Origin of the sequence: Gemmobacter aquaticus, assembly GCF_007859075.1 — a bacterium.
Classification (GTDB): Bacteria; Pseudomonadota; Alphaproteobacteria; order Rhodobacterales; family Rhodobacteraceae; genus Gemmobacter; species Gemmobacter aquaticus.
In genome coordinates this window covers 1-22,219 of record NZ_VOAK01000004.1, presented here as the reverse complement: position 1 = coordinate 22,219, position 22,219 = coordinate 1, and the positions used below count along the sequence as shown (strand labels likewise).

At 61.2% G+C, this 22,219-nt stretch carries 24 protein-coding genes and 2 pseudogenes; 8 read left to right on the top strand and 18 right to left on the bottom strand.

Going from position 1 to position 22,219, the window contains the following annotated elements:
- Positions 1-35 precede the first annotated feature (35 nt).
- The 6 genes and pseudogenes from FQU74_RS01185 (at position 36) to FQU74_RS01165 (ending at position 4,696) form a co-directional block, all read left to right on the top strand.
- Entirely contained in the window at positions 36-809 is a 774-nt protein-coding gene (locus FQU74_RS01185; RefSeq protein WP_146284583.1) for an SDR family oxidoreductase, read from the top strand.
- A 312-nt stretch (positions 810-1,121) separates the two neighbouring features.
- Positions 1,122-2,039, top strand: coding sequence for a TRAP transporter substrate-binding protein (locus tag FQU74_RS01180; RefSeq protein WP_229704478.1), 918 nt, complete (start codon positions 1,122-1,124; stop codon positions 2,037-2,039).
- A gap of 55 nt (positions 2,040-2,094) precedes the next feature.
- Positions 2,095-2,631, top strand: coding sequence for a TRAP transporter small permease subunit (locus FQU74_RS01175; RefSeq protein ID WP_229704477.1), 537 nt, complete (start codon positions 2,095-2,097; stop codon positions 2,629-2,631).
- A 74-nt stretch (positions 2,632-2,705) separates the two neighbouring features.
- On the top strand, positions 2,706-4,013 hold the full coding sequence (locus FQU74_RS01170; protein ID WP_146284576.1) for a TRAP transporter large permease: 1,308 nt from the start codon (positions 2,706-2,708) through the stop codon (positions 4,011-4,013).
- A 125-nt stretch (positions 4,014-4,138) separates the two neighbouring features.
- Positions 4,139-4,333: pseudogene (locus FQU74_RS19750) on the top strand (hypothetical protein); the annotation flags it as partial.
- 63 nt (positions 4,334-4,396) lie between these two features.
- A complete protein-coding gene (locus FQU74_RS01165; protein ID WP_308423089.1) occupies positions 4,397-4,696 on the top strand; it encodes a helix-turn-helix domain-containing protein in 300 nt (99 codons plus the stop codon).
- A 179-nt stretch (positions 4,697-4,875) separates the two neighbouring features.
- On the opposite strand, the gene FQU74_RS01160 is transcribed toward FQU74_RS01165, so the two are convergent.
- The 5 genes from FQU74_RS01160 to FQU74_RS01140 form a co-directional block, all read right to left on the bottom strand.
- A complete protein-coding gene (locus FQU74_RS01160; protein ID WP_146284573.1) occupies positions 4,876-5,295 on the bottom strand; it encodes a very short patch repair endonuclease in 420 nt (139 codons plus the stop codon).
- Positions 5,276-6,010 carry a GIY-YIG nuclease family protein gene (locus FQU74_RS01155; protein WP_146284571.1) on the bottom strand — a complete coding sequence of 245 codons (735 nt, stop codon included), beginning with the start codon at positions 6,008-6,010 and terminating at the stop codon, positions 5,276-5,278. Before FQU74_RS01155 ends, FQU74_RS01160 begins: the two co-directional genes overlap by 20 nt.
- Positions 6,011-6,868: a hypothetical protein gene (locus FQU74_RS01150; protein WP_146284569.1), complete on the bottom strand. Its 858-nt coding sequence runs from the start codon at positions 6,866-6,868 to the stop codon at positions 6,011-6,013. It abuts the gene before it with no gap.
- Positions 6,865-8,031, bottom strand: a complete 1,167-nt coding sequence (locus tag FQU74_RS01145) for a DNA cytosine methyltransferase (protein WP_146284567.1) — start codon at positions 8,029-8,031, stop codon at positions 6,865-6,867. Before FQU74_RS01145 ends, FQU74_RS01150 begins: the two co-directional genes overlap by 4 nt.
- Before the next feature lie 127 nt (positions 8,032-8,158).
- A complete protein-coding gene (locus FQU74_RS01140; protein ID WP_146284566.1) occupies positions 8,159-9,919 on the bottom strand; it encodes an AIPR family protein in 1,761 nt (586 codons plus the stop codon).
- A gap of 332 nt (positions 9,920-10,251) precedes the next feature.
- Here FQU74_RS01140 and FQU74_RS01135 point away from each other — a divergent pair.
- Positions 10,252-10,404 (top strand): annotated as a pseudogene (locus tag FQU74_RS01135) (integrase core domain-containing protein); the annotation flags it as partial.
- Here the strand turns inward: FQU74_RS01135 and FQU74_RS01130 are convergent.
- From FQU74_RS01130 to FQU74_RS01075, 13 genes are all read right to left on the bottom strand, one after another.
- The gene (locus tag FQU74_RS01130) at positions 10,398-11,189 is read right to left on the bottom strand and encodes a hypothetical protein (RefSeq protein WP_229704476.1); all 792 of its coding nucleotides are present in this window, start codon (positions 11,187-11,189) and stop codon (positions 10,398-10,400) included. The pseudogene FQU74_RS01135 and the gene FQU74_RS01130 overlap by 7 nt on opposite strands.
- A 374-nt stretch (positions 11,190-11,563) precedes the next feature.
- Positions 11,564-12,535: a LysR substrate-binding domain-containing protein gene (locus tag FQU74_RS01125; RefSeq protein WP_229704475.1), complete on the bottom strand. Its 972-nt coding sequence runs from the start codon at positions 12,533-12,535 to the stop codon at positions 11,564-11,566.
- Positions 12,532-13,056, bottom strand: a complete 525-nt coding sequence (locus tag FQU74_RS01120) for a gluconokinase (protein ID WP_146284560.1) — start codon at positions 13,054-13,056, stop codon at positions 12,532-12,534. Before FQU74_RS01120 ends, FQU74_RS01125 begins: the two co-directional genes overlap by 4 nt.
- Positions 13,056-14,336, bottom strand: a complete 1,281-nt coding sequence (locus FQU74_RS01115) for a TRAP transporter large permease (RefSeq protein WP_146284558.1) — start codon at positions 14,334-14,336, stop codon at positions 13,056-13,058. The genes FQU74_RS01120 and FQU74_RS01115 overlap by 1 nt, the downstream gene beginning before the upstream one ends.
- Entirely contained in the window at positions 14,333-14,869 is a 537-nt protein-coding gene (locus tag FQU74_RS01110; protein ID WP_146284556.1) for a TRAP transporter small permease, read from the bottom strand. Before FQU74_RS01110 ends, FQU74_RS01115 begins: the two co-directional genes overlap by 4 nt.
- Before the next feature lie 60 nt (positions 14,870-14,929).
- Complete coding sequence (locus tag FQU74_RS01105; RefSeq protein ID WP_146284554.1) at positions 14,930-15,937, bottom strand: DctP family TRAP transporter solute-binding subunit; 1,008 nt, start codon at positions 15,935-15,937, stop codon at positions 14,930-14,932.
- A gap of 33 nt (positions 15,938-15,970) precedes the next feature.
- The gene (locus FQU74_RS01100; protein ID WP_146284552.1) at positions 15,971-16,858 is read right to left on the bottom strand and encodes an NAD(P)-dependent oxidoreductase; all 888 of its coding nucleotides are present in this window, start codon (positions 16,856-16,858) and stop codon (positions 15,971-15,973) included.
- On the bottom strand, positions 16,855-17,160 hold the full coding sequence (locus tag FQU74_RS01095) for a putative quinol monooxygenase (protein ID WP_146284550.1): 306 nt from the start codon (positions 17,158-17,160) through the stop codon (positions 16,855-16,857). Before FQU74_RS01095 ends, FQU74_RS01100 begins: the two co-directional genes overlap by 4 nt.
- 11 nt (positions 17,161-17,171) lie before the next feature.
- Positions 17,172-18,530 (bottom strand): NAD(P)H-dependent oxidoreductase, encoded by a 1,359-nt coding sequence (locus FQU74_RS01090; RefSeq protein ID WP_146284548.1) that lies wholly within the window; start codon positions 18,528-18,530, stop codon positions 17,172-17,174.
- Positions 18,531-18,834: 304 nt separating this feature from the next.
- Positions 18,835-19,011, bottom strand: coding sequence for a hypothetical protein (locus FQU74_RS19195; RefSeq protein ID WP_158635499.1), 177 nt, complete (start codon positions 19,009-19,011; stop codon positions 18,835-18,837).
- A gap of 169 nt (positions 19,012-19,180) precedes the next feature.
- Positions 19,181-19,651, bottom strand: a complete 471-nt coding sequence (locus tag FQU74_RS01085; RefSeq protein ID WP_146284546.1) for a DUF2269 family protein — start codon at positions 19,649-19,651, stop codon at positions 19,181-19,183.
- Complete coding sequence (locus FQU74_RS01080; protein WP_146284544.1) at positions 19,648-20,943, bottom strand: SDR family oxidoreductase; 1,296 nt, start codon at positions 20,941-20,943, stop codon at positions 19,648-19,650. Before FQU74_RS01080 ends, FQU74_RS01085 begins: the two co-directional genes overlap by 4 nt.
- Positions 20,944-21,269: 326 nt before the next feature.
- Positions 21,270-21,434 (bottom strand): ribbon-helix-helix protein, CopG family, encoded by a 165-nt coding sequence (locus FQU74_RS01075; RefSeq protein ID WP_146284542.1) that lies wholly within the window; start codon positions 21,432-21,434, stop codon positions 21,270-21,272.
- 117 nt (positions 21,435-21,551) lie between these two features.
- Between FQU74_RS01075 and FQU74_RS01070 the strand changes: the two genes are divergently transcribed.
- Positions 21,552-22,064, top strand: coding sequence for a hypothetical protein (locus FQU74_RS01070; RefSeq protein ID WP_146284540.1), 513 nt, complete (start codon positions 21,552-21,554; stop codon positions 22,062-22,064).
- Positions 22,065-22,219 lie beyond the last annotated feature (155 nt).

The following is a 22,219-nucleotide window of genomic DNA, read 5'->3' as shown; positions in this document are numbered from 1 at the left end:
ACGCGACTGCAAGCCAGACAAAAAGGATTAGACACATGGCATTCGCCGATTACCGGAATGCACTTGTCACCGGCGCATCCGGTGGCATGGGACGAGCCATCGCCGAACGGCTCTGTGCCAAGGGATTGACGGTCCACGCACTGGCACGAAACGCGTCAAAACTCGCCGAGCTGCAGGCGGCTTGTGGCGCGGTGCCCCATGCCATCGACGTGACCGATACCGGCGCCGTGACGGCCTTGCTGGCCGATCTGGAGATTGACGTCCTTGTCAACAATGCGGGTGTGTCACGACCCGGCAGCCTGCTTACGTCCGACGCCTTCGACATTGACGAACAGATCGATGTGAACCTGCGGGCGGCCCTGCACCTGTCACGCCTTGTGCTTCCCGGCATGATGCAGCGCGATCGCGGCCATATCGTCAACATCACGTCGATGGCCGGTCACTATGAATTCGGGGGGCATATCGCCTATCACGCCACCAAGGCTGCCATGCACACAGTATCACGGCAGCTGCGCGTCGATGCCTTTGGACGTAGGGTGCGCGTGACCGAGATCAGCCCCGGCCGGGTAGAGACCGACATCTTCGCTCATGTCGAAAAGATCGATCCAGCCGAAGCCAAGCGCAAGTACTTCGACGGTTTCGAAATGCCGCAAACCTCTGATATCGCTGATGCTGTCGAATATGCGATCGGGGCGCCGCAATACGTGAACATCGGCCTGATCGAACTGCTCCCGACCTTGCAGGTCCCTGGAGGTCTGCGCACGGCCAAACGCGTTGGTGACGACGTTATCCTGACCGGGAACAAGTAAGCCGCCTACGGGCGGCTATCTGCCGCAATCCATAAGAATTGCCGATTACATCAGACGTAACTGCTGTTTGTCCGTGGGTGTAGGTGCTGCGTAGTCTGAAACAGCAGTATGACGGCAGGCTGAAATTCCTGCGGGTTCTCCTCGGCGGTTCGGCCTGAGATCCCGGCGCAAAAAAGACAGGGGACACATAACCCCTTGCCACAATCAACCAATGGGAAAGGAACAGAAATGCTCTGTGCAATCCACCAACGTCTCAACGCTGTCCTGGTCGGTGCCGCGATGTCTGTCGCGACGCTCTCCGCGGTGCCCGTGATGGCCCAGACCACGCTCAACCTCTCGGATGTGTTGCCGGAGTCGAACTTTATGGTCGCAAATGCCATGCGCTTTGCCGAAGAAGTTAAGGCTGCAACCAATGGCGAGGTTGTGATCGCAGTCAAGGCCGGCGGATCGATGGGCTTCAAGGGCCCAGATCAGCTGACGGCAGTGCGCGACGGTCTGGTCGAAATGGCCGATATCAACATCAGCCAACAGGTCGGGGTCGACCCTTTGTTCGGCGTCGAAGGTATTCCCTTCCTCGTGTCATCGATGGATGAGCTGAAGAAGTATCACGGCTTCGTTCGGCCGGTCTATGAAGAGCTTGCCGCCAAGAACAACCAGAAGATCCTCTATGTGGTACCTTCGCCCGCGCAGTACCTTTATCTGAACGTGCTCGCCGACGATATCGAAGACCTCAAGGGCATCCCTGTGCGCGGGGCGGACAAGAACACCGTGGACGTAGTCACTGCCATGGGCATGGCTGGCGTGGCGATGCCCTGGGGTGAGTTGATCCCGGCGCTGGCGTCGGGTCGTGTCAAGGGTGTGGCCACATCCGCGACCTCTGGCGTCGACGGAAAATTCTGGGAGTTCATGGACTACATCTACCCGACCAACCACACTTGGGGGTCGAACATGGTGACCGTGAACCTAGATGTTTGGAACACGCTGACCTCCGAGCAGCAAAAGGCCATCGAAGAGACCGCCGCGCGGCTTGAGCCCGAGTTCTGGGATGTCTCGCGCGATGGTGACGTCGCCAGCATCAAGGCTATGGCCGACCAGGGAATGACCGTGGTCGAAATCCCCGAAACGCTCCGTGCCGCGATGGTCGAACGGGCCATGCCGTTGCAAGCCGACTTCGTAACGCGTGTCCCTGCGGCCGCCCCGATCGTCGAAGCCTTCAAGGCGGCCAAATAAGATGACCGGCGGACCTCAAACTTCGGAAGGGTCCCGCAAGAATGGCCTGTTCGCAATGCTGGAAGGCATTGCGGACGGTCTGTCCCTTCTGGCCGGCTATCTCGCCGCGCTCTGCGTGATCTTGCTGACAGGACTTATCCTTGCAGAGATTGCCGTCGCCATGCTGGCAAGGATCATTCCGTTGATGCCATCGGGCATCGGGATCGCATGGGAGTACAGCGCATATCTGATGGGTGGCGCCTTCATGCTTGGCGCGGGCATGACGCTGCGAGCCGGGCAGCAAATCCGCGTCGAACTTCTTCTGCGGGCCTGGGGCGGGCGCTTTCACGCCCTGTTCGACACGCTCTCGAGCGTTGCCGGGGCAGCCACCACGATCTACCTCGCGGTGGCAATGATCAGCCTGACAATTCGCACCTATGGACATGGCGAGGTGTCGCAGGACAGCCTTACGCCGCTTTGGGTACCACAGGCGGGTCTTGCCCTAGGAGCGTGCCTTCTGGCCTTGCAGATGGTCGTACGCATGCTTGCCAATCTGCTTCGGCAGCCGGCCGAACGTCCGGAACTTGGCGCCGCAACCGCAATCGAAGGGTGATGTGCATGTGCTGGCCAGACCTAGCCTTGCTCCCACATCGCCCGTCCCTTCCCTCGTTTTGATCGGAGCCTGACATGTCCGCGATCTTTGGTGGCCTGTTCGGCCTTCTCTTTGCATTCCTCTCGGTCGGAGTGTGGATCGGCGTCGCCCTTCTGGCGGTGGCGGTCTTGCTTGGCCTCATGTTCACATCGCTACCTATGGAAAGGTTGTTGGGCCAGTATGCCTTCAACATCCTGACCACGCCCGATCTGGTCGCTCTGCCGCTTTTTGTGCTGATGGGCGAATTCCTGTTCCGCACCAAGCTTTCTGCTGCGCTTTTCAATGGGCTTGCCCCCTGGGCAGGTTTGATTCCGGGTCGCCTTCTGCATGTCAACGTCATTGGCTGTTCGATATTCGCCGCGATTTCGGGCTCTTCGGCGGCGACGACCCAGGTTGTGGGGCGCATGACCCTCAAAGAGTTGCTGCGCCGGGGTTACTCGCCGGATGTCGCCATTGGCAGCCTCGCGGGCGCCGGCACACTGGGCTTTCTCATCCCGCCCTCGACCGTGATGATCATCTATGGCGTGCTGGCGGAAGAGTCGGTCCTGCGGCTGTTCACGGCAGGCTTCTTGCCTGGGGTGATGCTGGCTGGTGTCTTCAGTGCTTGGATCATGATCCACACCACGATCCGCCGTGATCTGGTGCCGGAAAGCGAGCGGGCACTGCGCCATATGCCACTCGCACAACGCTTTGCCGCCCTTGGCGATCTTTGGCCGGCGCTCTTTCTGATCGTCTGCGTACTGGGCTCCATGTATGGCGGCCTCGCCACGCCGTCCGAGGCTGCGGCCCTCGGTGTTGTCGGCGCCTTCATTGTCGCGGCAAGCCAGAAGGCATTGAACCGCCAGATCATCCGCGACGTTCTGCTGGGCACCGTCCAGACCTGCTCGGTGATGGGGATCATCATCTTTGGCGCCTCGGTTCTGGGTAACGTGACGGCGGTGCTGGGCGTTCCGGATGCCGTGGCCGGCATTGTGTCGGACTGGAACCTTTCGCCTGTCGCGCTGATCATTGCGCTGATGCTGCTCTATCTGATCCTTGGTACCGCTCTTGAGGGGTTCTCGATGATCGCGACAACGCTGCCCGTCGTGCTGCCGATCGTCGAGGCGGCCGGGTTCGACAAGGTCTGGTTCGGCATCTTCATGGTACTGGTCGTCGAGATGGCTCAGATCACGCCGCCCGTCGCCTTCAACTTCGCGGTTATCCAGAACATCACGGGGCGCAGCACGGGCTATATCGCGAAAGTTACATTTCCCTATCTCTTGATCATGATGGGCTTTGTAATCTTCTTGGCGATCTTCCCCGGCTTCGTCACCTTCTTGCCTGATCTGATACTGGGGGGCTGACGCCCCCCTTTTCCCTACAAAATTTAACGATACTTGTGGTGTCAGATGCGCAGTGAGGCTTCCAATGTACGGTGGCGGGCGAACATCTATCGCCAAGGGTCTTCAATGAGTAACTCTTCCATGTCGGAGACAAGGCCGACGACTTCTTCTTTGTTGCTGCAGGTGTCCTGATCACATCAGGCGTTCATCCTCTGGTTGGCGCTGTCCACGGGCAGGTCAATCATCCGGGTCAATGGTTTGGCGAGCCGGCCGCCCTGAGCCAGCGTCCCCGACTTGGAAGTGTCTTGGCGCGCAAGAGCAGCACCCTTGTCGCAGTATCCTTCACTGCCGTGGTCGAGGAGTTGAAGAACCTGCCTCAGGTAGCGACGTCTCTGTTTGACCTGATGGCCAACAACACGGAAGAGCACATGCTGCATGGCCTTGATCTGCTGATACAAAACCCGAGAAAACGGATGTGTTCCCGCCTCCTGACGTTCGCGGGACGTCGAGTGCGCCAGCCGCCGCCGGTCTCGGTCAGCATTCCGATTTCGCAAGACGAACTTGCGCTGACCAGCTGCATGTCGCGCCAAACCGTCAACCAAGCATTGGGAGAGTTTGTGTCCGATGGGATCTGCGCGCTTCGATATGGAGAAATCAGCATTCAAGATACCCGCAGGCTTGCAGAAATCGTATCAGGAGATTGATGCGCGACAACAACGGGTATGCGTGACGCTAAGGGCAGTGAGCGGCCGGACGGCGGTGCAGCATGATAAACGCGGCGACATTGGCAAAGCGGTCGCTCATGCAGCGCGCGGCGAGCGAGGTACCTGCTAGGAAGAACGACTGCTCTGGGCCGGCCGCCAGGAAACGTCGACCAAGGCGATTAGGCCGCCGTGAGAAACTCGCGCAGCCGCTTCTCGAGAGCAGGCCTGTCAGCGGCCTTGGTCTCGCACTCCCAGATGGTAAGCACATCCCATCCGGCATCTTGTAGGGCGGCCAAGTTGGTGGCATCGCGCGCGACGTTGCGGCCAATCTTCGGCTTCCAGTAGTCGCTATTGGATTTGGGCTGTCGAGCGCCACGGGCGCAATCGTGGCCGTGCCAAAAACAACCGTTGACCATGATAACCTTGCGACGGCTGCCGAACACCAGATCAGGCTTTCCCGGGAGATCCTTGCGATGGAGCCGGTACCGACAGCCGAGACCATGGACCAACCGGCGCACTTTCATCTCGGGCGTCGTGTCCTTGGACTTGACCGCCCGCATCGTCGCGCTACGGACAGGATCAGTCGTTGTCGCTTTCATCGCCAGTCTCGGTCTCGACGGACGCGGCACCGCCGAGAGCCTGGTAGCGCCGATCGGCGAGCCACTGCAGGCGTTTGGCTTGGGTCAACAGGACGCGTCTCAAGCCACCCTGAACCTTGCGCTCCGATATCACCTGCGCAAGACGGGAAATGATAAGCGACCGGCGGGCAATTCGGAAGTCGGGGTGTGAACGGATCTTAGCGACCTCGTCCGAGACAACGCACATGCGAAACGATGGCGGGATCTCGATGTTGGCTACAGGCGCTGGCGGATCCTTCTCGTTGAGAATTGCCTTGAACTGGCTTCCAGCGATGGCCTTGCCGTAGACCGCGTGCTCCAGAGCATTGAGATACGCACGGGCGGCAGCGCGATCAGCGGCACTGCTGATGGCTTGGAACTGAGGCAGTGGAAAAACCTCGATCTCGTAGACCTCGAATGGGTCGAGCACGCTCATCGCCACCGCGTCGGTGCGCTGGTTCGTGAGATGCCGCCGGATGCGTGTGCGGAGCATTTCGTTGGTCTGTCCGACGTAGATCGGCTCTCCATCATAGTCGTAGAAAATATAGACGCCCCAGCGGAAATTGCCGACGCGACGTTTCCCGCCTACAATTGGATCGAAAAAATCGCTGTCGAGGAAGGTAACGAGGTTTCGTCGTAGGTCTTCTGTCTCGAATGGCGGGACGTTGATATCGTCCGGCTTGTTCTCTCCCGCCATTCAGCCCCTCCGGATCGGCGTCATCTCCGATTCGACCTGGACTATACCGCCTCGCCTGATCGTGGTCATTCGCAACGTCTCTACGCCGACGAGTTGGATCTCGAAGTCCACATAATTGACCTCGTCTTCGCGTCCGCGGAAACAGGCATAGAACGCCTGCAGCAGCGTCACGTCACCAATCTGCTGCGCCACCGCCTTGGTCACGGCGCTGCCAGGCACAATAGCGGGGAACATGTAAATGCACGGCGGCGGCACCCGGAACGGGCCAACGTCAGTCAGCCTATGCCCGTCTTCATTTACAATCTTGGGGCATGGTCGCCCAACCGTGCTGCACACCATATCCCAGACAATCACGCCGTCGATCTGCTGGTCGCGAGCGATCATCTCGGCCGATAGCCGTGTGTGGATGCCAGACCATGCGTTGCGTCGCGGGTCACCTGCAGCGTTGGTCATGATGGACCAGATGATAAATTCGTCGGCCGTGTCCGGGCGTTCGAACAGCGTGACATTGTTGCCGTCCATGGCACCCGTTAATGCGATGACGGCATTTCGACCTTGGGGTAGCCGCACCCAGTAGTCGCTGCGCTCGGCGGCCTCGGTCAGGTCCCAACCTTCTATGAACTTGGCGTCCTCCATGTGATTGAGGACGTGCTGCACGAATTCGCGCTTCGGCCGAAGCGTCGCCGAGTACTGCCCGCGGATTCGTTCGATCGTGCCTCTGAACAGGCCGGAGTTGTAGAACTCTCTCTCGTCGAGGCCATGATCACCAAGAAGATGGGCTTGGGTTTTGAGCACCTCTGCGAACTTCTCGATTTGATCGCGCAGACCAGCATTCTGCTCGCAAGGTACGACGCTCATGCCGCAGCGGCGTCCTTCGCCATCAGGCGCTCGAGCAACGGCTCAATGACGTGTTGGGCCAAATGCCGAACCACCGGCACGACCACGCCGTCACCGGTGAGGTGGTAAGCCTCGTTGTAGTTTTTCGGCAGGATGTAGTCTTCGCTGAGGCCCATGAGACGCGCAGTCTCTCGCGACGAGATCAGGCGCGAGCGGATGCGGTTGCCGTCGACGACGACGATCACCTGGCGCGACGAACCACCCGCTGGCGTACGAAGGCAACCGGCAAGGTCGTCGAACCTCACCTCTGCGCGCTGGTGTTTCACCCCTTCCTCGATGCGGGTGCGCTTGTAGACGGCGCCAACCATACGACGGCCAGCGCGCTTGGCGGCTTCGACCTTTGCCAAATTGATAGGCGACATCTGCCCGAGCAGCTTAGCCGTCTCGGCTGCGGTGTGCCAATTCACGCTGTCCGGCTCGTCCTCAATCAGATCGGCGAAGACGGTATTCCGGTGGGGCGGCGTCGGCATATTCCACCACAGCCATTTAGCCTTGGCATCGTCGTTGATGCGATCATAGGCCGCCTGCAGACCACGAGTGTGGAACGGCTCGATGGGACCTGGGGACACCATGGCGCCCTCGACGTGGATGTCATCGCGCACACCAACCACGAACAATCGCGGCCGGGAATGCGGAACAAAGAGCGCTGCGTCGATCACCAGTGCGCCGTACTTGTACCCGTTCTCGGCGAAGGTCTGGCAAATTGCCTCGAAGTCCTTGCCGCCATGGCTGGTCAGCGTGCCGGTGACGTTCTCAAGTGCGACGACTCGTGGGGCACGTCCCTCCGCGATCAGCAGCTTCACAATGTCCCAGAACGGATAGAACGTGCCCGAACGCTCGCCGCGCAGGCCTGCGCCACCACCAGCAAGAGAGAGATCCTGGCATGGAAATGATGCCCATGCGAGATCAGCCGCTCCCGGCAGTTCGATGGTTTCAACTTTTCGTATGTCGCCGACCTTCAGAACGGTCTGGCCGTCCTTGTCCCAGTTGGTCTGATACGCGACGCCCTTCTTGAAATCGAAGTCGTTCGCGAAGACACACCGCCAACTGGAGCCGAGGCCTGCGCGTGCCATGCCCCCACCAGCGAAGAACTCGTAGAATGTCGTCTTGCCGGTTTCGGTCATCTGACCCCCGTTACACTAGCATGCATCATACCCGAAGGTCGTTTATGTTTCGTTTCATTATGCATGGTTCACCGCTGACTTCCAGCCCTGCTGCGGGGTTCGTCAACGTTCAGCCGCGAACAAACGATCAGTGGCCCCCGGGTACTGGCGCGGCGATAGCCGCCGGCACCGGTGCAGCAGCGGCTACGGATGCCATGGTGGTCGGCGTGGCCAGAGTGGAGCTGACAACGAGAGATTTCTGCTTCAATGTGCTGGTGAACGCCTCACCCTTGGCGACCTTGTCCCGCGCGCCCTCAGCATCGAAGATCTCTATCGTATGGTCGAGCACGGTCTTAATGTCAGCATCTGTCAGATTGGCCACCTTCAGGCCTCGCAATGCCGCAGTGTGAACCGGACGCGAACCGTTAAGCTTCCAAGCCAGCTGCATCATCATATGGTAGCGAAGGTTGTTCCGATACTTTGAGTCGATGTTGGCACTTTCCTTCCGGAAATATGCGTCGACGGCGAAATAGAGGCCGGCGCACACCTCATAGATCTTGAGATCGGTCATCTCGGAGAATAGCGACTGGTACATGGCATCGTCCTTCATGATCGTCGTCGGACGTGCGCGCGCGTCATGAGGTCGCTCCAAGCCGATGGCGATGACTGCCTGCGCCAATCGCTCGATGCCGATGATCTTGTCCGAAGGCTTGCCCTTGTTTCGCCAATAATCCTTGCGCCGATCGTAGAACATCTCGAGCTGGACTAGGTAATCCTCGATCTTGCGCTGGAATGGTTCCGTCGCATACAGCGATGCCGGCTTGATGCTGGTCTGAGAATTTGTCGCCTTGATTACGCGGTCGCGACGAGCCTCGTCGTCGATCTCGAGCACCCGAACCTGGACGGAACGCTCCTTCGCATCGACACCACCTCCAGAAAAGAAGCGGTGGATCTCATGCGAGGTTTGCAAGCCATTCACCACCAGCGGGTTCTTGACTGTGAGCTTGTTGTCTTGAGACTGAGCTTCCTCGGCTAGGATCGTGACGCCGTTGTTCAGCCACCAGAAATCCGCCTCGTCCTCGGCAGCTTGCAACGTTGCTGCAATATCCTTGTTGACCGAAGCGCTGGTCTGGTAGTCGCGGACATTGAACTCAAAAAGGGCGTCAATTATCTGCCCGTCATCCGTGATGAATTCGTAGTAGTCCTTGAGCTTCGACAGCAGCACGTAACCCTTGCCATGCGAGATGGCCGACTTCACGAACGGGAGTTGCTTGACCAGAACATTCTGCTTCTGCGCTTCTTCGTAGAGCTTGGCCGCGTTCCAGAGCTCGACGTTGCAGGTCGATTTCGGGAATCGATTTGCAATCGCATTGCTCAAGCCCGATCTCATGGCATCGACCTTGGCATTACCGACAGCCGCCAAGGTGGCGTAAATGACGTGCACGTTGACCGTAGGGAACTGAGCGGCGAGTTCGCGCAGGCCGTCGCGATACTTCTCGAAGATTTCGAGGACGTTGCTGTTGTACAGCGTTGCAAGCGTCGCGGTGTCGGCATCGAGCCTGATCAACTCCGGAACTGAGGTCAGCAGCTTCGTCATGGCGGTCTCGGAGAATCCGCCTTCGATCTTCGACTGGATGATGAACAGGTCGACGATCACTGGCGACTTAAACGTGTCCATCTCGGTGTCGATCTCGATCAGCGAGCGGTTTACGAAGAAATACACGCTGTCTATGCCGCCGTCGTTCTTCCCGTCGACCACGCCCTTGTCGATCTGGTCGAATGTCAGCGCAAACCTCCTCAGTACCGTCTCGGCGCAAAAATATTCGAACGCATCGGCATCGCTGAGGTTGGCACCATAGCGGGGCTTATTCTTACCCAGAATACTCTTGATCAATACATCGTCGCTCATGGTCCCTCGCAGCAGTTCAACTGGCGGTAAGATACTAGTCGGCCCGAGTGCTTCGATGCAACCGTGGCTCTTGAAGCGTCAAACTGAATAAGCGGAGTGAGGCACCCTTCTACCGTCGTTGGAAGGAAATGCTGCGCTGAGGATCAGCGGCCGCTTCGCCAGCCGCTGCTCTGCAGCAAGTCAGACCGGCGAGTGTCCGCATAGGGCCGGGTGCGTCGATCATATCGCGCCGATCAAAGGTCCCTCCCCCTGGATCGGCACTTACATCAGCCGCTGCCCTGCTCTCATCGTGGCCAGTGTCCCCGTGTTCCGCTATCCACCCCATCAGTTCAAGGACTGCCTTCTTCGAGCCCGGCTCACCCTGGGAGAATGGCTACTGCGAAAGCTTCAACGCCCGCTCCCGCGATGAGCTCCTCGACAGCGAAGTCTTCTACTCCTTGCGCAAAGCCCAAATCCTCATCGAGAAATGGCGCCGCAACTACAACGCTGCTGCATAACACCCATCTCTCTGTGTTGTTGAGGGGAATAGGCTCTTCTGGTCGGGATACGGTCCTGCGGGGTGTTTTGCCCTTTGCTTGGCCTCGAAAGCGACGTGTTGTGCCTGTGGTGGGGCAAGTTCGGACCGACTGAAGAGCCACGGTCCGTCAGGAAGGGGATGATCGCCTTTGACCACTCGGGTCTCGGCCGCGATCCTCAAGTTCTTCGCCGATACGCCGAGCAGGCGCGCAGCGTCGGTTAGATTGAGCCACGGTTCGATACCATCGGGAGCCGGGCGGAAGACCGGGATCTTGTGATGCGAGCGGAGGGACGTGACCCGCTCGCGTGTCCAGCGGTTGCCATGGCCTGTCAGCAGGCCGTTTCGGTTGAGGATGCCGGCAATCAGATCGTCGGAGGCAATGAGCACCAGCTGGCGCACCGCGGCGATGGTCTCGGAAGCGGTGCTGTTACGCTGACCCCGGCGTCGCTTCGTCAGGCGAAGCTCTGTATGCGCACCGCCGATCCAGTGGACCAGCAGAACGATCTCGGAGGCTGTGTCGTCGAGATCGGCAACCACCTCCTGGATAACGGTGCGGACGATTCGCTTCTTGAGCCGGGCATCCGTCGTCGGTGCAGCCCAGACCGCCCGTAGGTTCGTCCCAATTTTGGTGGTGTCGAGTGCCGCCAGGGAAGATGATCCTGGGGCGGCGGCATCGTGCTCCGCAATCCTGGCCTCGACCGTTGCAGCTTGCGTGAGGGCACGGTTCCACCGCGTCTCCAACTCTCCGGCCACCAGCCTGTTCGCAGGATCGGCGGCATCGTATTACCGGAATGCCCGATCGGCATGGTAGCGGGTAGCCTCGAGATCGCGCATCAGGGCTTCGCGAACTTGATCTCGGCGGCTGGCAGCCTGCGCCTCGGCCTCCGTGGCGGCAGCGATAGCTCCGGGTTCGACCACCCGCAGCAATGCCTCCTCGATAGCATCATCGACACGCAGGCCGCCGTAGGCACCCGAACATCCTACCGGTAAAAAACCCCGCCGTAGCTTCGTGGGCACTCTTCGGGCGGACCGCCGTTCCGCATCCAGACCGCCTTGCCGGTTTCGATCACGGAGCGTCCCTGCGTGCCGATCCGCCCCACCATCGCAGGACGCTGAGGATGTTCGTCTCAGGGCAGGATTGCTTCGGTCTCGGACCAGCGACGGTATTCCTCGCGCAACCAGTCCAAGAAGACGCGCACCCGTTTCAGCCGTAGATGGTCGGTGGGGCAGACGATCCACTGTGTCGTCAGCCGGATGCCGGGCGCGCCCCGGACCGGGTTCACCAGCAGGCCGTCGCGCAGTTCGCGCCACATCATTAGGTTGCTTTCCAGCGCGATGCCCATGCCGTCGCAGGCGGCGTCGATGGCCATGTGACTGCGGTCGAACAGCACTGCCTTCCAGTCGAAATCATGCTGCACCCCGGCGTCCGACAGCCAGCGCGGCCATTGCGCCTGTGACTTGACGGACCGGATCAGGCGGAACTGCATCACCTGCTCAGGCGTCAGGCTGGCCGGGGCGGCCAGTGACGGGGCACAGACCGGCACGAAGTTCTCCGGCCCCAGCCCCTCGACGAACAGGCCGGGCCAACGGCCATCGCCGTGGCGGATCTCGACATCGACCAGTTCGCGGTTGAAATCGGTGGGCTCGTTAGTCCCGTCCAGCCGCACCTCCAGTTCGGGATGGGTGTCAAGGAAGCGGCCCAGCCGGGGCAGCAGCCATTTGTTCGAAAGGGTAGGCGTCGCCCGCACCTTCAGGCTGGTGATCGCGCGCTGGCCGCGGATGATGCTGGTGGCCTCGGCCACCCGCTCCAGCTCATCGCCGATCATGGCGAAATACCGCTCTCCTGCCTCGGTCAGAGCAAGGCCTCGGCCGACGCGGTTGACCAATGTGACACCCAGCTGCACCTCAAGCGCCTGAATCTGCTGGCTGACGGCGGAGGGCGTGACGCTGAGTTGTTCGGCGGCACGGGCAACGCTGCCAGCGCGGGCGGCGGTGTGAAAGACCCAGATCGCCTTGATCGGCAGTTGCATGGCGCGCGCTTCCTGAACGGCGGACGCCGGGTTTCGCTGATCATCCTCGGGCCGCCTGCCCTTGGTCATAGCATCGCCTGCCCTGCCGTGGCGAGTGTTTGCAGATGCGAATGGGCCAGATGGCAAAGCGTGTCAGGGTGCAAGGCAATGTCCAGAACCAACGCCTTTTCATCCACACCGGGCGGCTCCAGTGTGGCGAGCTGGCTGTCCAGCAGACCCACCCCGGCGAAATGGCCCTGGCGGGATTGCAGTCGTTCGGCAAGCAACGCGGAGGTGCCGTGCAGGTGCAGGATAGGCAGGGCGCCAAGCCTTTCGCGCAGCAGGTCGCGGTAGCTGCGACGCAGGGCCGAGCAGGCCACCACCACAGGACCCGGCGGGGCGGCAAGGGCAGCGCTGGCCACGGCTTCCAACCATGGCCAGCGCATTTCGTCGGTCAGCGGTAGGCCCGCCGCCATCCGGGCGACGTTGGCAGCGGGGTGATGGTCATCCGCCTCGACAAAGCTGCCGCCGATTGCCTGCGCCAAACGCCCGGCCACCGCAGACTTCCCACTGCCTGCCACCCCCATCACCAGAACGCAGCGGCTAGGCATCAATACATCCCCAGCAGGCGCACCGGGCCTAGCGTCAGCACGGGGAACAGCACCAGCGCAAGGATGGCCAGCACAAGGATGGTCATGGGGACCAGAGATCCGCGGATCACTTGCTCGATGGGCATTTTCGCCACCTGTGCCACGGCAAACAGGCAGATACCGACGGGCGGCGTGATCAGGCCGAGGGTCAGGGTGATGACCAGCACGATCAGGAAGTGGATCGGATCCACACCCAGCGAGACGGCAGGCGGCAGCAGCACCGGGATCAGGATGAACATGGCGGCAATCGCATCCATGAACATGCCGACGATGATCAGGAAGAAGAAGATCAACAGAAGGACCATCGTCGGCCCTGTGGCAATCGCGCCCAGAAACTCCGCCACCTGGGTAGGCAGCCCGTCATAGGTAAAAACCCATGCCGCCAGCTTGGCCGTGGCTGCGATGAACAGGATGGTGCCGGAGGTGCGGGCGGTTTCGATGAAGATGCCCGGCAGTTCGCCGGGCCGGATCGTGCGATACAGGATCACCGACAGGAACAGGGTATACAGCACCGCAATCCCAGCAGCCTCGGTCGGTGTAAAGAAGCCGTCGACGATCCCGATCAGCATGATTACCGGCGTCAACATCGGCAGGATGGCAGCCAGACCGGTGGTGACGATGCGGCGAAGGTTGATCGGCGTGGGTGGGTTGAAGCCATAATGCACGGCGTAGAAGTGGTTGAACACCATGAACAGGAAGGCGATGAACAGCCCCGGCACCAGCCCCGCCACCAGAAGCGTCCCGATCGAGGCACTGGCGATGGACCCGGCGATCACGATCAGGATCGACGGCGGGATGATTGACGACAGCGTGGATGTGCAAAGCGTCATTCCCACTGCGTAGCCCTTGGGGAAACCATGTCGCTCCATCGCCTTGATCTCGATGGCCCCGATGGAGGCGATGTCGGCGACCGACGATCCCGAAACGCCGCCGAAGATCACCGAGGAGGCGACGTTCACGTGGCCCAGACCGCCGGGCAGCCAGCCCACCATCGCCTCGGCAAAGTCGAACAGCTTTTCGGCAACCTTCCCGCGCTCCATCAGAACACCGACAAGGATGAACAGCGGCACCGCCACCAGAAGGAACGAGTTCATGGCGGAGAACATGCTTTGCGCCAGCAGGTCGATGGGTGTCGAGGTGTAGAGTACGATTGCCGCCACGCTGGCCAGACCAAGGGCGGCCGCCAGCGGCACACCGATGGCCCCCAGGATCAGGAACAAGGCAAGAAGGGTCAGGCTCATTTAGGGCTCCAAGGCTCTGGCGCCTCATGCGGCGCGGCCACGGGATAAGAGGGGGAGATCACGTCGCGGTGTGTGCGCAGCGACAGAAAGACGCACAGGATCGCCAGTGCCGCACTTAGTGGCATGATGGTGCCCATCACCCACATGGGAACGATCAGCGTGGCGGCGGTCTCGTTCATCATGAACTGCAGGCGCACAAGGCCAAGGCCGGTCCAGCCCATCAGCGCGAAGAACAGCACCGAGGATAGCACATAGACCCCCAGTGCCAGCCGCCGCAGAACCTCGGGCAGCGCCGAAATCATCACGGTGACGCGCGCGGCCTCGGCGTTGCGGAAGCCTCCCGCAAGGCCTAAGAAGATCATCCAGACGAACAGATAGCGCGTGGCTTCCTCGGTCCAGGGGACAGGGTGGCCCAGAAGGCGGCTGCTGACCTGCAAAAGGACGACCACGAGGATGGCAAAGGCAGCTAGCCCGGCGGCCACATCGGTGAACAGGCGAGCGATCCGGTCCAAGATCGTATCGTGGGGTTTCATGGCATTCCCTTTCCGGCAGGCACAGGGGCGGACCATCCGGGGCCGCCCCCATGGCAGGATTTACTGCTTGCCGACGAAGGCAACCGTCTTGTCAAAGAATTCCTGATCCTTCACCAGCCCGGCAAAGACGCCGTAAAGCTCTTTCGACACCGCAACGAAGGCTGCCTGCTGTTCGGGCGTCAGGCGGTTCACCTTCATGCCGTTCTTCTCCAGTTCGGCAATGGTCGCCTCGGCCGACGCCGCATCATTCTCGGCCTTCCACGCTTCGGTCTCGACCGCAGCTTCGGTCAGCGCCTTCTGGTGTGCCTCGCTCAGACCGGCGAATCTGGCCGGGTTGATCCCCACCACCCAGCCGTCGGCCATGTGGTTGGTGATCGAGACGTGGCTTTGTACCTCGTAGAACTTTGCGCTGAGGGGAACATTGATCGGGTTTTCTTGACCATCGACCACCTTCAGTTGCAGGGCGTTATACACCTCGGCAAAAGCCATCGGGGTGGGGGCGGCGCCCATCTTGCCGAAGAATTCCACCCAAAGGGGGTTGTTCGGCACGCGGAACTTCAGGCCCTGAAGGTCGGCAGGCTTCTCGATCGCCAGCTTGGAGTTGGTCATCTGCCGGAACGGACGCGGCCACAGTGACAGCCCCTTCACCCCGATGCCATCCAGATCGGCGATCAGTTCCTGCCCCGGCTCACCCGCCAGATAGCTACGCAGTTGTTCGGTATCGTCGAACAGGTAAGGCACCGAGATGGCCGAGAATTTCGGGTTGAAGTTGGCATAGAGCGAGGTTGCAAGCACCAGCATGTCCATCGATCCTCCCGCCAGCTGCTTGACCGCGCCCGAGGGGTCGCCACCATAAAGCGTGCCGTTCGGGAATACTTTGATCTCCAGTTCGCCCCCCGTTTTTTCCGCCACCAGTTCGGCAAAGTGGTTGGCTGCCACGGTGATTTCGGAATTGTCCGGATCGGGGGTGGACAGGGTCAGTGTCTCGGCAACCACAAGGCTGCCAACAAGGCTGGTTGTTATCATTGCAGCTGCTGCGATCAGGCCGCGCATGGAATATTGATTCATTTCATCCTCCCTTGATTTCGTTGTCGTTCCGGCTCAGGCGCGCTCCTCAACGCGCTGGTTGAGCCGGGCAAGCTCCAGGATGACGGCGCTGTGATCCAGGTCGCCATCCCCGTATTCGACCATGGCCCCGAAGAGCTGATCGACCTGCGCAGCGACGGGCAGCGTCAATCCCAGATCCCGGGCAAGGCCCAGGGCGGTTGACGTGTCCTTCAGCTGATATCGCGCCGGACCACCCGGCGCAAACCGTCGCTCAACCATCCGCAAACCATGCAGTTTAAGGATGGTTGAATCTGCAAATCCGCCCAGAAGTGCCTCCCGCACTTTGCCCGGATCGGCACCGCCTGCGGCAGCCAGGGTCAAAGCCTCGGCCACGGCGCAGATTGTGGTGGCCACAATCAACTGATTGGCCAGCTTGGCCAATTGTCCGCAGCCGACCGGGCCGACATGGGTGGGGCGCCCCAAGGCCGTGAACACCGGCATCAAGCGTTCCACCACCGCCGTATCGCCCCCCGCCATGATCGACAGGGTTCCGGCCTTGGCCCCCGCCTCGCCGCCCGAAACCGGAGCATCGACGTAATCGACGCCGCAGGCACGGGCTGCTTCGGCCTGGGCGCGGGCGGTTTCGACGGGGATCGAGCTCATCACCACCAGAACCGCGCCTGATTGCATGGCGGCGATGACGCCCGCATTCCCCAGCAGGACCGCATCGCAGACCGGACCGGAACTAAGCATGCAGACCACCACATCGGCAACTCGGACGGCGGCAATCGCGTCCGACGCCGAGATGGTGCCCGGAACGGCAGCCTTGGCGGCCGTACGGTTCCATGTGGTGACCGTCATCCCTGCATCGGCCAGCCGGGCCGCCATCGGCGCCCCCATGATGCCGGTGCCAAGGACGGTGACACGCGCGCCCTCCGTCATGGGCAGACCCGAGAAAAGAAGCGGACAGGCCGCTCCTCCGTAATCAGTGCCGGAAAGGCGGCACGGAACCGGGCCAGATGGGGCGTCTCCAGATGCGCGTCAAAGGCAGCGCGGCTGTCATACACCTCATAGAACACCACGACATTGGCTTCGGCATCCGGGCGGATGACATCGAACTGACGGCAGCCCGGTTCATCCGCGACGGAATGGGCGGCATCATCCTGCGCGGCGGCAAGGAAAGCCTCGATGCGGTCGGGCTTTACGCGGAATTCCGCGATGACAACAAAGGCGGGGCTGGTCATGGCGCCCTCGGTCAGGCCGCAACGATGGAGGCGGGACGGAAGGTGTCTTCCATCTTGCGTCGCACCGCCAGCACATCCAGATCGTCGACCATCTCAACATCGTCATAGCTGACGATCTGGTCCTTCTTGATCGCACGTTTCAGCTTCACGTTATGCGCCAGCCCCATCGGCAGAGCGCGCAGTTCGAGGCTTCGCGAGGCTGGGATCGCATTGGCCCAAACAGCATAACCACCCTCACCGTCCAGCATCTCGCCCGGCTGCATATCCTTCTTGGCGACCGCCACCGCATCGCCGCGGAATTCCTTGGATGTGCCGGTGGGTTCGTTGCGCAGCACCGCCGACAATACACTGACCGAGGTTTCCAGGCCGATGATATGGAACGGCCGCCACATCGAAGCATACCAACCCGACGGATCTGTCAGCAGTCCATATTGTTTGAAGCATTCGCGGGCATAGTCATTGTGCGCCTTGAAGGTGACGAACACACCATATCTGATGTTGTTGACCACCTCACGGCCATCGGGTTCCTGGCTGGCGGCAATGTCGACCAGACCGCTGCGCGACATCCGCCCGCCATCCGCGGCCGGGCGGAACACGCGGGCCAGATCGTGCAGACCGGCGGGAGGGAAGGCCAGACCATCATCGGGGCAATCAAGGCCGGTACCGTTGGCAACAGCCGCCATCTCGATCGCGGCCTTGGTGCCATCGGTGAAGGAGTTATACATCTTGGGATTGAAGTCGCCCTTGGCCACGAACTCTTCGCTCCAGCCGAAAAAGCCCCATACGGTATCCGGAGTTGAGTAGCGATAGCGCGGCTCGAAGTTCATGCCTTTGCCCGCTGACGTCACCTCAAACCCGGACGCGCGCGCCCAATCCACAAGTTCGCAGATCAGCGCGGGTTGGTCGCCGTAAGCCATCGAATAGATCAGCCCCTTTTCCCGCGCCATCTGCGCCAGGAGCGGGCCGACCATCACGTCAGCCTCGACGTTGACCATGATCACATGCTTGTTGCTGTCCAGCGCGCCAAGCGCGTGGCGGGTGCCGAACAGCGGGTGTCCCGTCGCCTCGATGATGCAGTCGATCTCGTCGCAGTCGAACAGATCCTGTGCGCTGCCGGTGACAAAGGTGGTGCCCTGCTTCAACGCCTCGCCGCAGTTGCGGGCCGAGTAGCGTTCGGCGGGCCAACCCACGCGGTTCAGCGACTCGCGCGCCTTGCCGATATTCAGGTCGGCCACGCCGACCATATGCATCCCGTGAATGCGCTGCGCCTGTGCCAGCACCATAGAGCCGAATTTCCCGGCCCCGATCAACCCGACGCGGACGGGCCGCCCCTGCTCGGCGCGCTTTTGCAGTAGGGTGTAAAGGTTCATGTTTCGTATCCTTGACCTGGCATCCGTCATTGCGGCCCGGGTCACACCGGAACAGTCCGCCTCCGCCCCACGGATCGCTCCGTAGGTCTGTGGCATGTAGCTGTCCTTTGTTCCCCCAGGGTCCGCAGCCCGGCTGCGACCTCTCGCGGCCGCCTCCCATGCGGCCTTGATGAAGGTTACGGCGAGGGATTGATTAGCTCAATTTAGAATATCACTATGAACACTTAGAAAATCTAAGCATTTTGGTGACTGATGGGTAGTATCGCAGTATTCCCAAGCATGCCGTTACGCTGGGATCAGGACTTCAGTAACGGGGCTCCCGGCAAATCCGCCCCCTCTCTTCGACGATGCAGATGGCCGTCTCTTTCACCGAAACATCCAACCCGTCATAGTGTTTCATGGCCCACACTTCCTCCCTGATACTTGTGGCAGATTCAACGCAGACCACGTTTGCCATCAGTTCGAAGCGCAGCACCTGCATGAACGCCATCGCAGTGAACGGGGCACAAGCCGAATACCCCATCTGACTAATCAGGACGGTGCAGTGGTTACCGGTGCTTTGCTGCGATGCCAGCCGAATGTCAGATTTAGGCGACGCTGCCGTGTAGCATGGAGCGTGGCCGACCGACTGCAAAGGGCCGCTCACGTCATCAGAATGACGGCTTTGTCAGCATCAACCAGATGATTGCCAGCACTGCGGCGAAGGCCGGAAAGCCGAAGGTCAACCACCAGCGATAAAGCCGGTGATAGGCCTCTGGCAGTGGCTCGCGCTGCGCGGCGGCGAGGCGCGCCATATCGCGCAGACGGATCTGCATCCAGACCACGGGTAGCCAGAACAGCCCAACAAAGACATAGAGGGTCAGCGACAATGAAACCCAGCCGGACAGCAACGGCCAGCCCACATCACGCGCCAGCAGATAGCCGGTAATCGGTTGGATGGTCGCGGCGGTCGCGGTAAAGACCGTGTCGGCCAGAACCACGATGCCTGCAACATGCGCGATCAGGCGCGGATCGCCCGAGCGGTTCGAGATGACCATGAAAAATGCGATGCCCGCGCCAGTGCCCAGAAGCACCGTCGCCCCGATCACGTGCAGGAAGCGCAGGATCTCGTAATAGCTCATCGCTCCTCCAGCGTAAGCGCGACCATGGCCGCCAGCACCACGCTGGGGATCACCTTCACCATCGGTCCCAGCGGGTCCAGCCAGAGATCGGGTGCCACCATCAGGCTACCGATAAGATAGACCACCGACAGCCCGATCATCCCAATCGCCGCCATCCTTGCGCTCGGGCGCCACAGGATCATCACCCCAAGCAGGATATCGGCCAGCGCCCCGCCGAGCACCGTCGGTACCGCGATCCATGCCTGGATATCTCGCCCCCCAAGGATCATCATGGCGCGGGCCGGGTCTATCAAGGTGATCGCCCCCGAGGCGCACCAGAACAGGGCCAGCATGGCAATGGCCAGCGGCAAAAGGAAATAGAACCGGGCGAAGAGCCTCTCTTGGCGGTTTGCAGGCAGGCTTTCCAATGTCGCCGCAAGAGGCCGGCAGGGCTTACCCCCAGCCCCATGCCAAGCGGCAGGATCACCCCGGACCCCGTCCGACAGCGCTCGCAGGGCTGTACTGCGCAGCGGCGAGCGCCACCCCAGATGCCCCAGGACATCGGCACACCATCCAACCAAACGCAGCATCGCATCGGGGAATGCCGGGCGGAAACACGGTGCCGGGAAACCTTGCCAAAGTCTGATCCGGTCAAGGAGCATTGCGAAACTCTGCTCATCCGGCTCGCAAAGATCGGCGACAAGGCCGGACGGCACCTCCCCTCTCGCCGCCGCGACGACGGCCGCGGCAAGATCGTCGATATGGACAGTCTGCACCTGCGCCTCGGGCAGAACGCGCGGCAGGATCAACGGCAGACCCGCCACTCCTCGCAGCAGCGCCGTGCCGCCATAGGCCTCAGGCGAGAGAACCAGCACCGGCCGAAGGATCACCCAGTTCTGCGCGCCCTCCGACAGAATCGCATCGCCACGGGCTTTGGATCGGAAGAATTCCGTAGATGCCCCGGGACTAACCCCTGCCGCCGAGATCTGCACGATGCGCATCGGCAAGTCCCTTGTCGCCTCAACAAGCCGGGACAACACTGTGACATGGATCGCCTCCAGATCGTCGCGCCCGCCGTCTTGCAAGGCGCCTGCGGCATTCACGACAACATCCGCATCGGCAAGCAGCTCTTTCCATTCGGCAACGTCGATCAGGGGAATGTCGCGGATCACCCAGTTAGCTTCCGGGTTCGAAGCAAGCGCCGAGCGTCGCGACCGTCCGATGCCGCTAACGGCAAAGCCATCCGCAGCCAGAGCCCGCATACAGGCTGCACCGATCAGCCCGTATCCCCCCAGCACAACAGCCTTGCGCATTCCATGCCCTTCCCGTGCCTGAACAGATACTTGTTAGCTGGTTTGTGTGGGGTCTGACAGGGGAGTGAATAGCGGCTAGACGTAGAGTGGCAGGATAATGATCGAGCCCGACCGCGCGCCGCACTGCGCCTGGATGACAGCTTTGCAGAATGCGGCCATCCAGCACTTCGGGCTGCTGACCGGCCGCTCAGGGCCCGCATCGACGTTCGGGTTCGTCGCAGCCAGCAGACTTCCTGGCTGTCTCCGAAGCTTGATCTTCGACCAGAGATGTGACCCGTCACTTCACTCCGAGCGGAGCCAATGGCATGCTCACCGAGCTGCTGGGTTCAGCCTTTCTTCGTCAGTTTGAGCCATTCGACGAGCGCTCGGCGTATCATTTCAGGTCTAGTGGGCAAGTCGGCGGCCTCGCGGCGCCGCTGATCGATTGCATCTATGAGGTCGCGCGATAGCCTCAGTGTAAGCGCTTCTGTATCTTTCTTGGGGGGTGCCATCTGCAATTTACCATTATGATGTTGACATCGTAATGGCATTAAACTACATTGGGGCAACCGGGGCAAGAGCTGCAACTCTCACCCCGGTCTATCACGCCAATCTACAGGGAGACCGGCATGACTAATTTCGGAGATAGCATCTCGATCTTTGTTTCGGAAGGGCACAGCCCTGCCGAAGCCGCCTTCACCGTCCTCCTCGCGCGCCTTGGTGAACTCTGTGCGGCGGAGCGGGACGTGGTGGGGCTGCCGGATGGCGATCCTGCGTTTGATGCCTGGCTTTCCGAGGCTGAGCTGGCGCGGGAGGCGGCCATGGCGGCGGCAGAGGCGGTGATCCTCGCCTGGACGGAGACGCCTGCGGATCTGCGCTTTCGCGGTGTCGCGCTCAATTTCGAGGCGCTGCTGCTGACGGATGACGGCGGTCGCTACAACCGGCTCGCGCTCGGCTTGCTGCGTGAGCGCCTGTTCTGGACTGTGCCGGGTCCGGGGCCGCGGGCCGAGCGGTCGCGCGCGCTGCTGCGGGCGTTCCGCAAGCAGTTCCTCCGGCTTCTGACGCTGCCGGACTATGCGCCGGACCATGTTCCGGCGCCCCTGCCCGCCGAGTTTGCGGCGCCCCAACCTTTCGACGCCTGACCCGCGCCCGCCCTGCCCCCGCCTCTTCCCGCGCCGGCAGCTGACGACTTTCCCCACATCGACATACCCAATGAAGAGGAGGGCTTTCGCATGCCCAGTCCTGTGATGCCCCATGACCAGTTCCTTTCGATTGCCGGCATGCCGGTGCCGAGCAT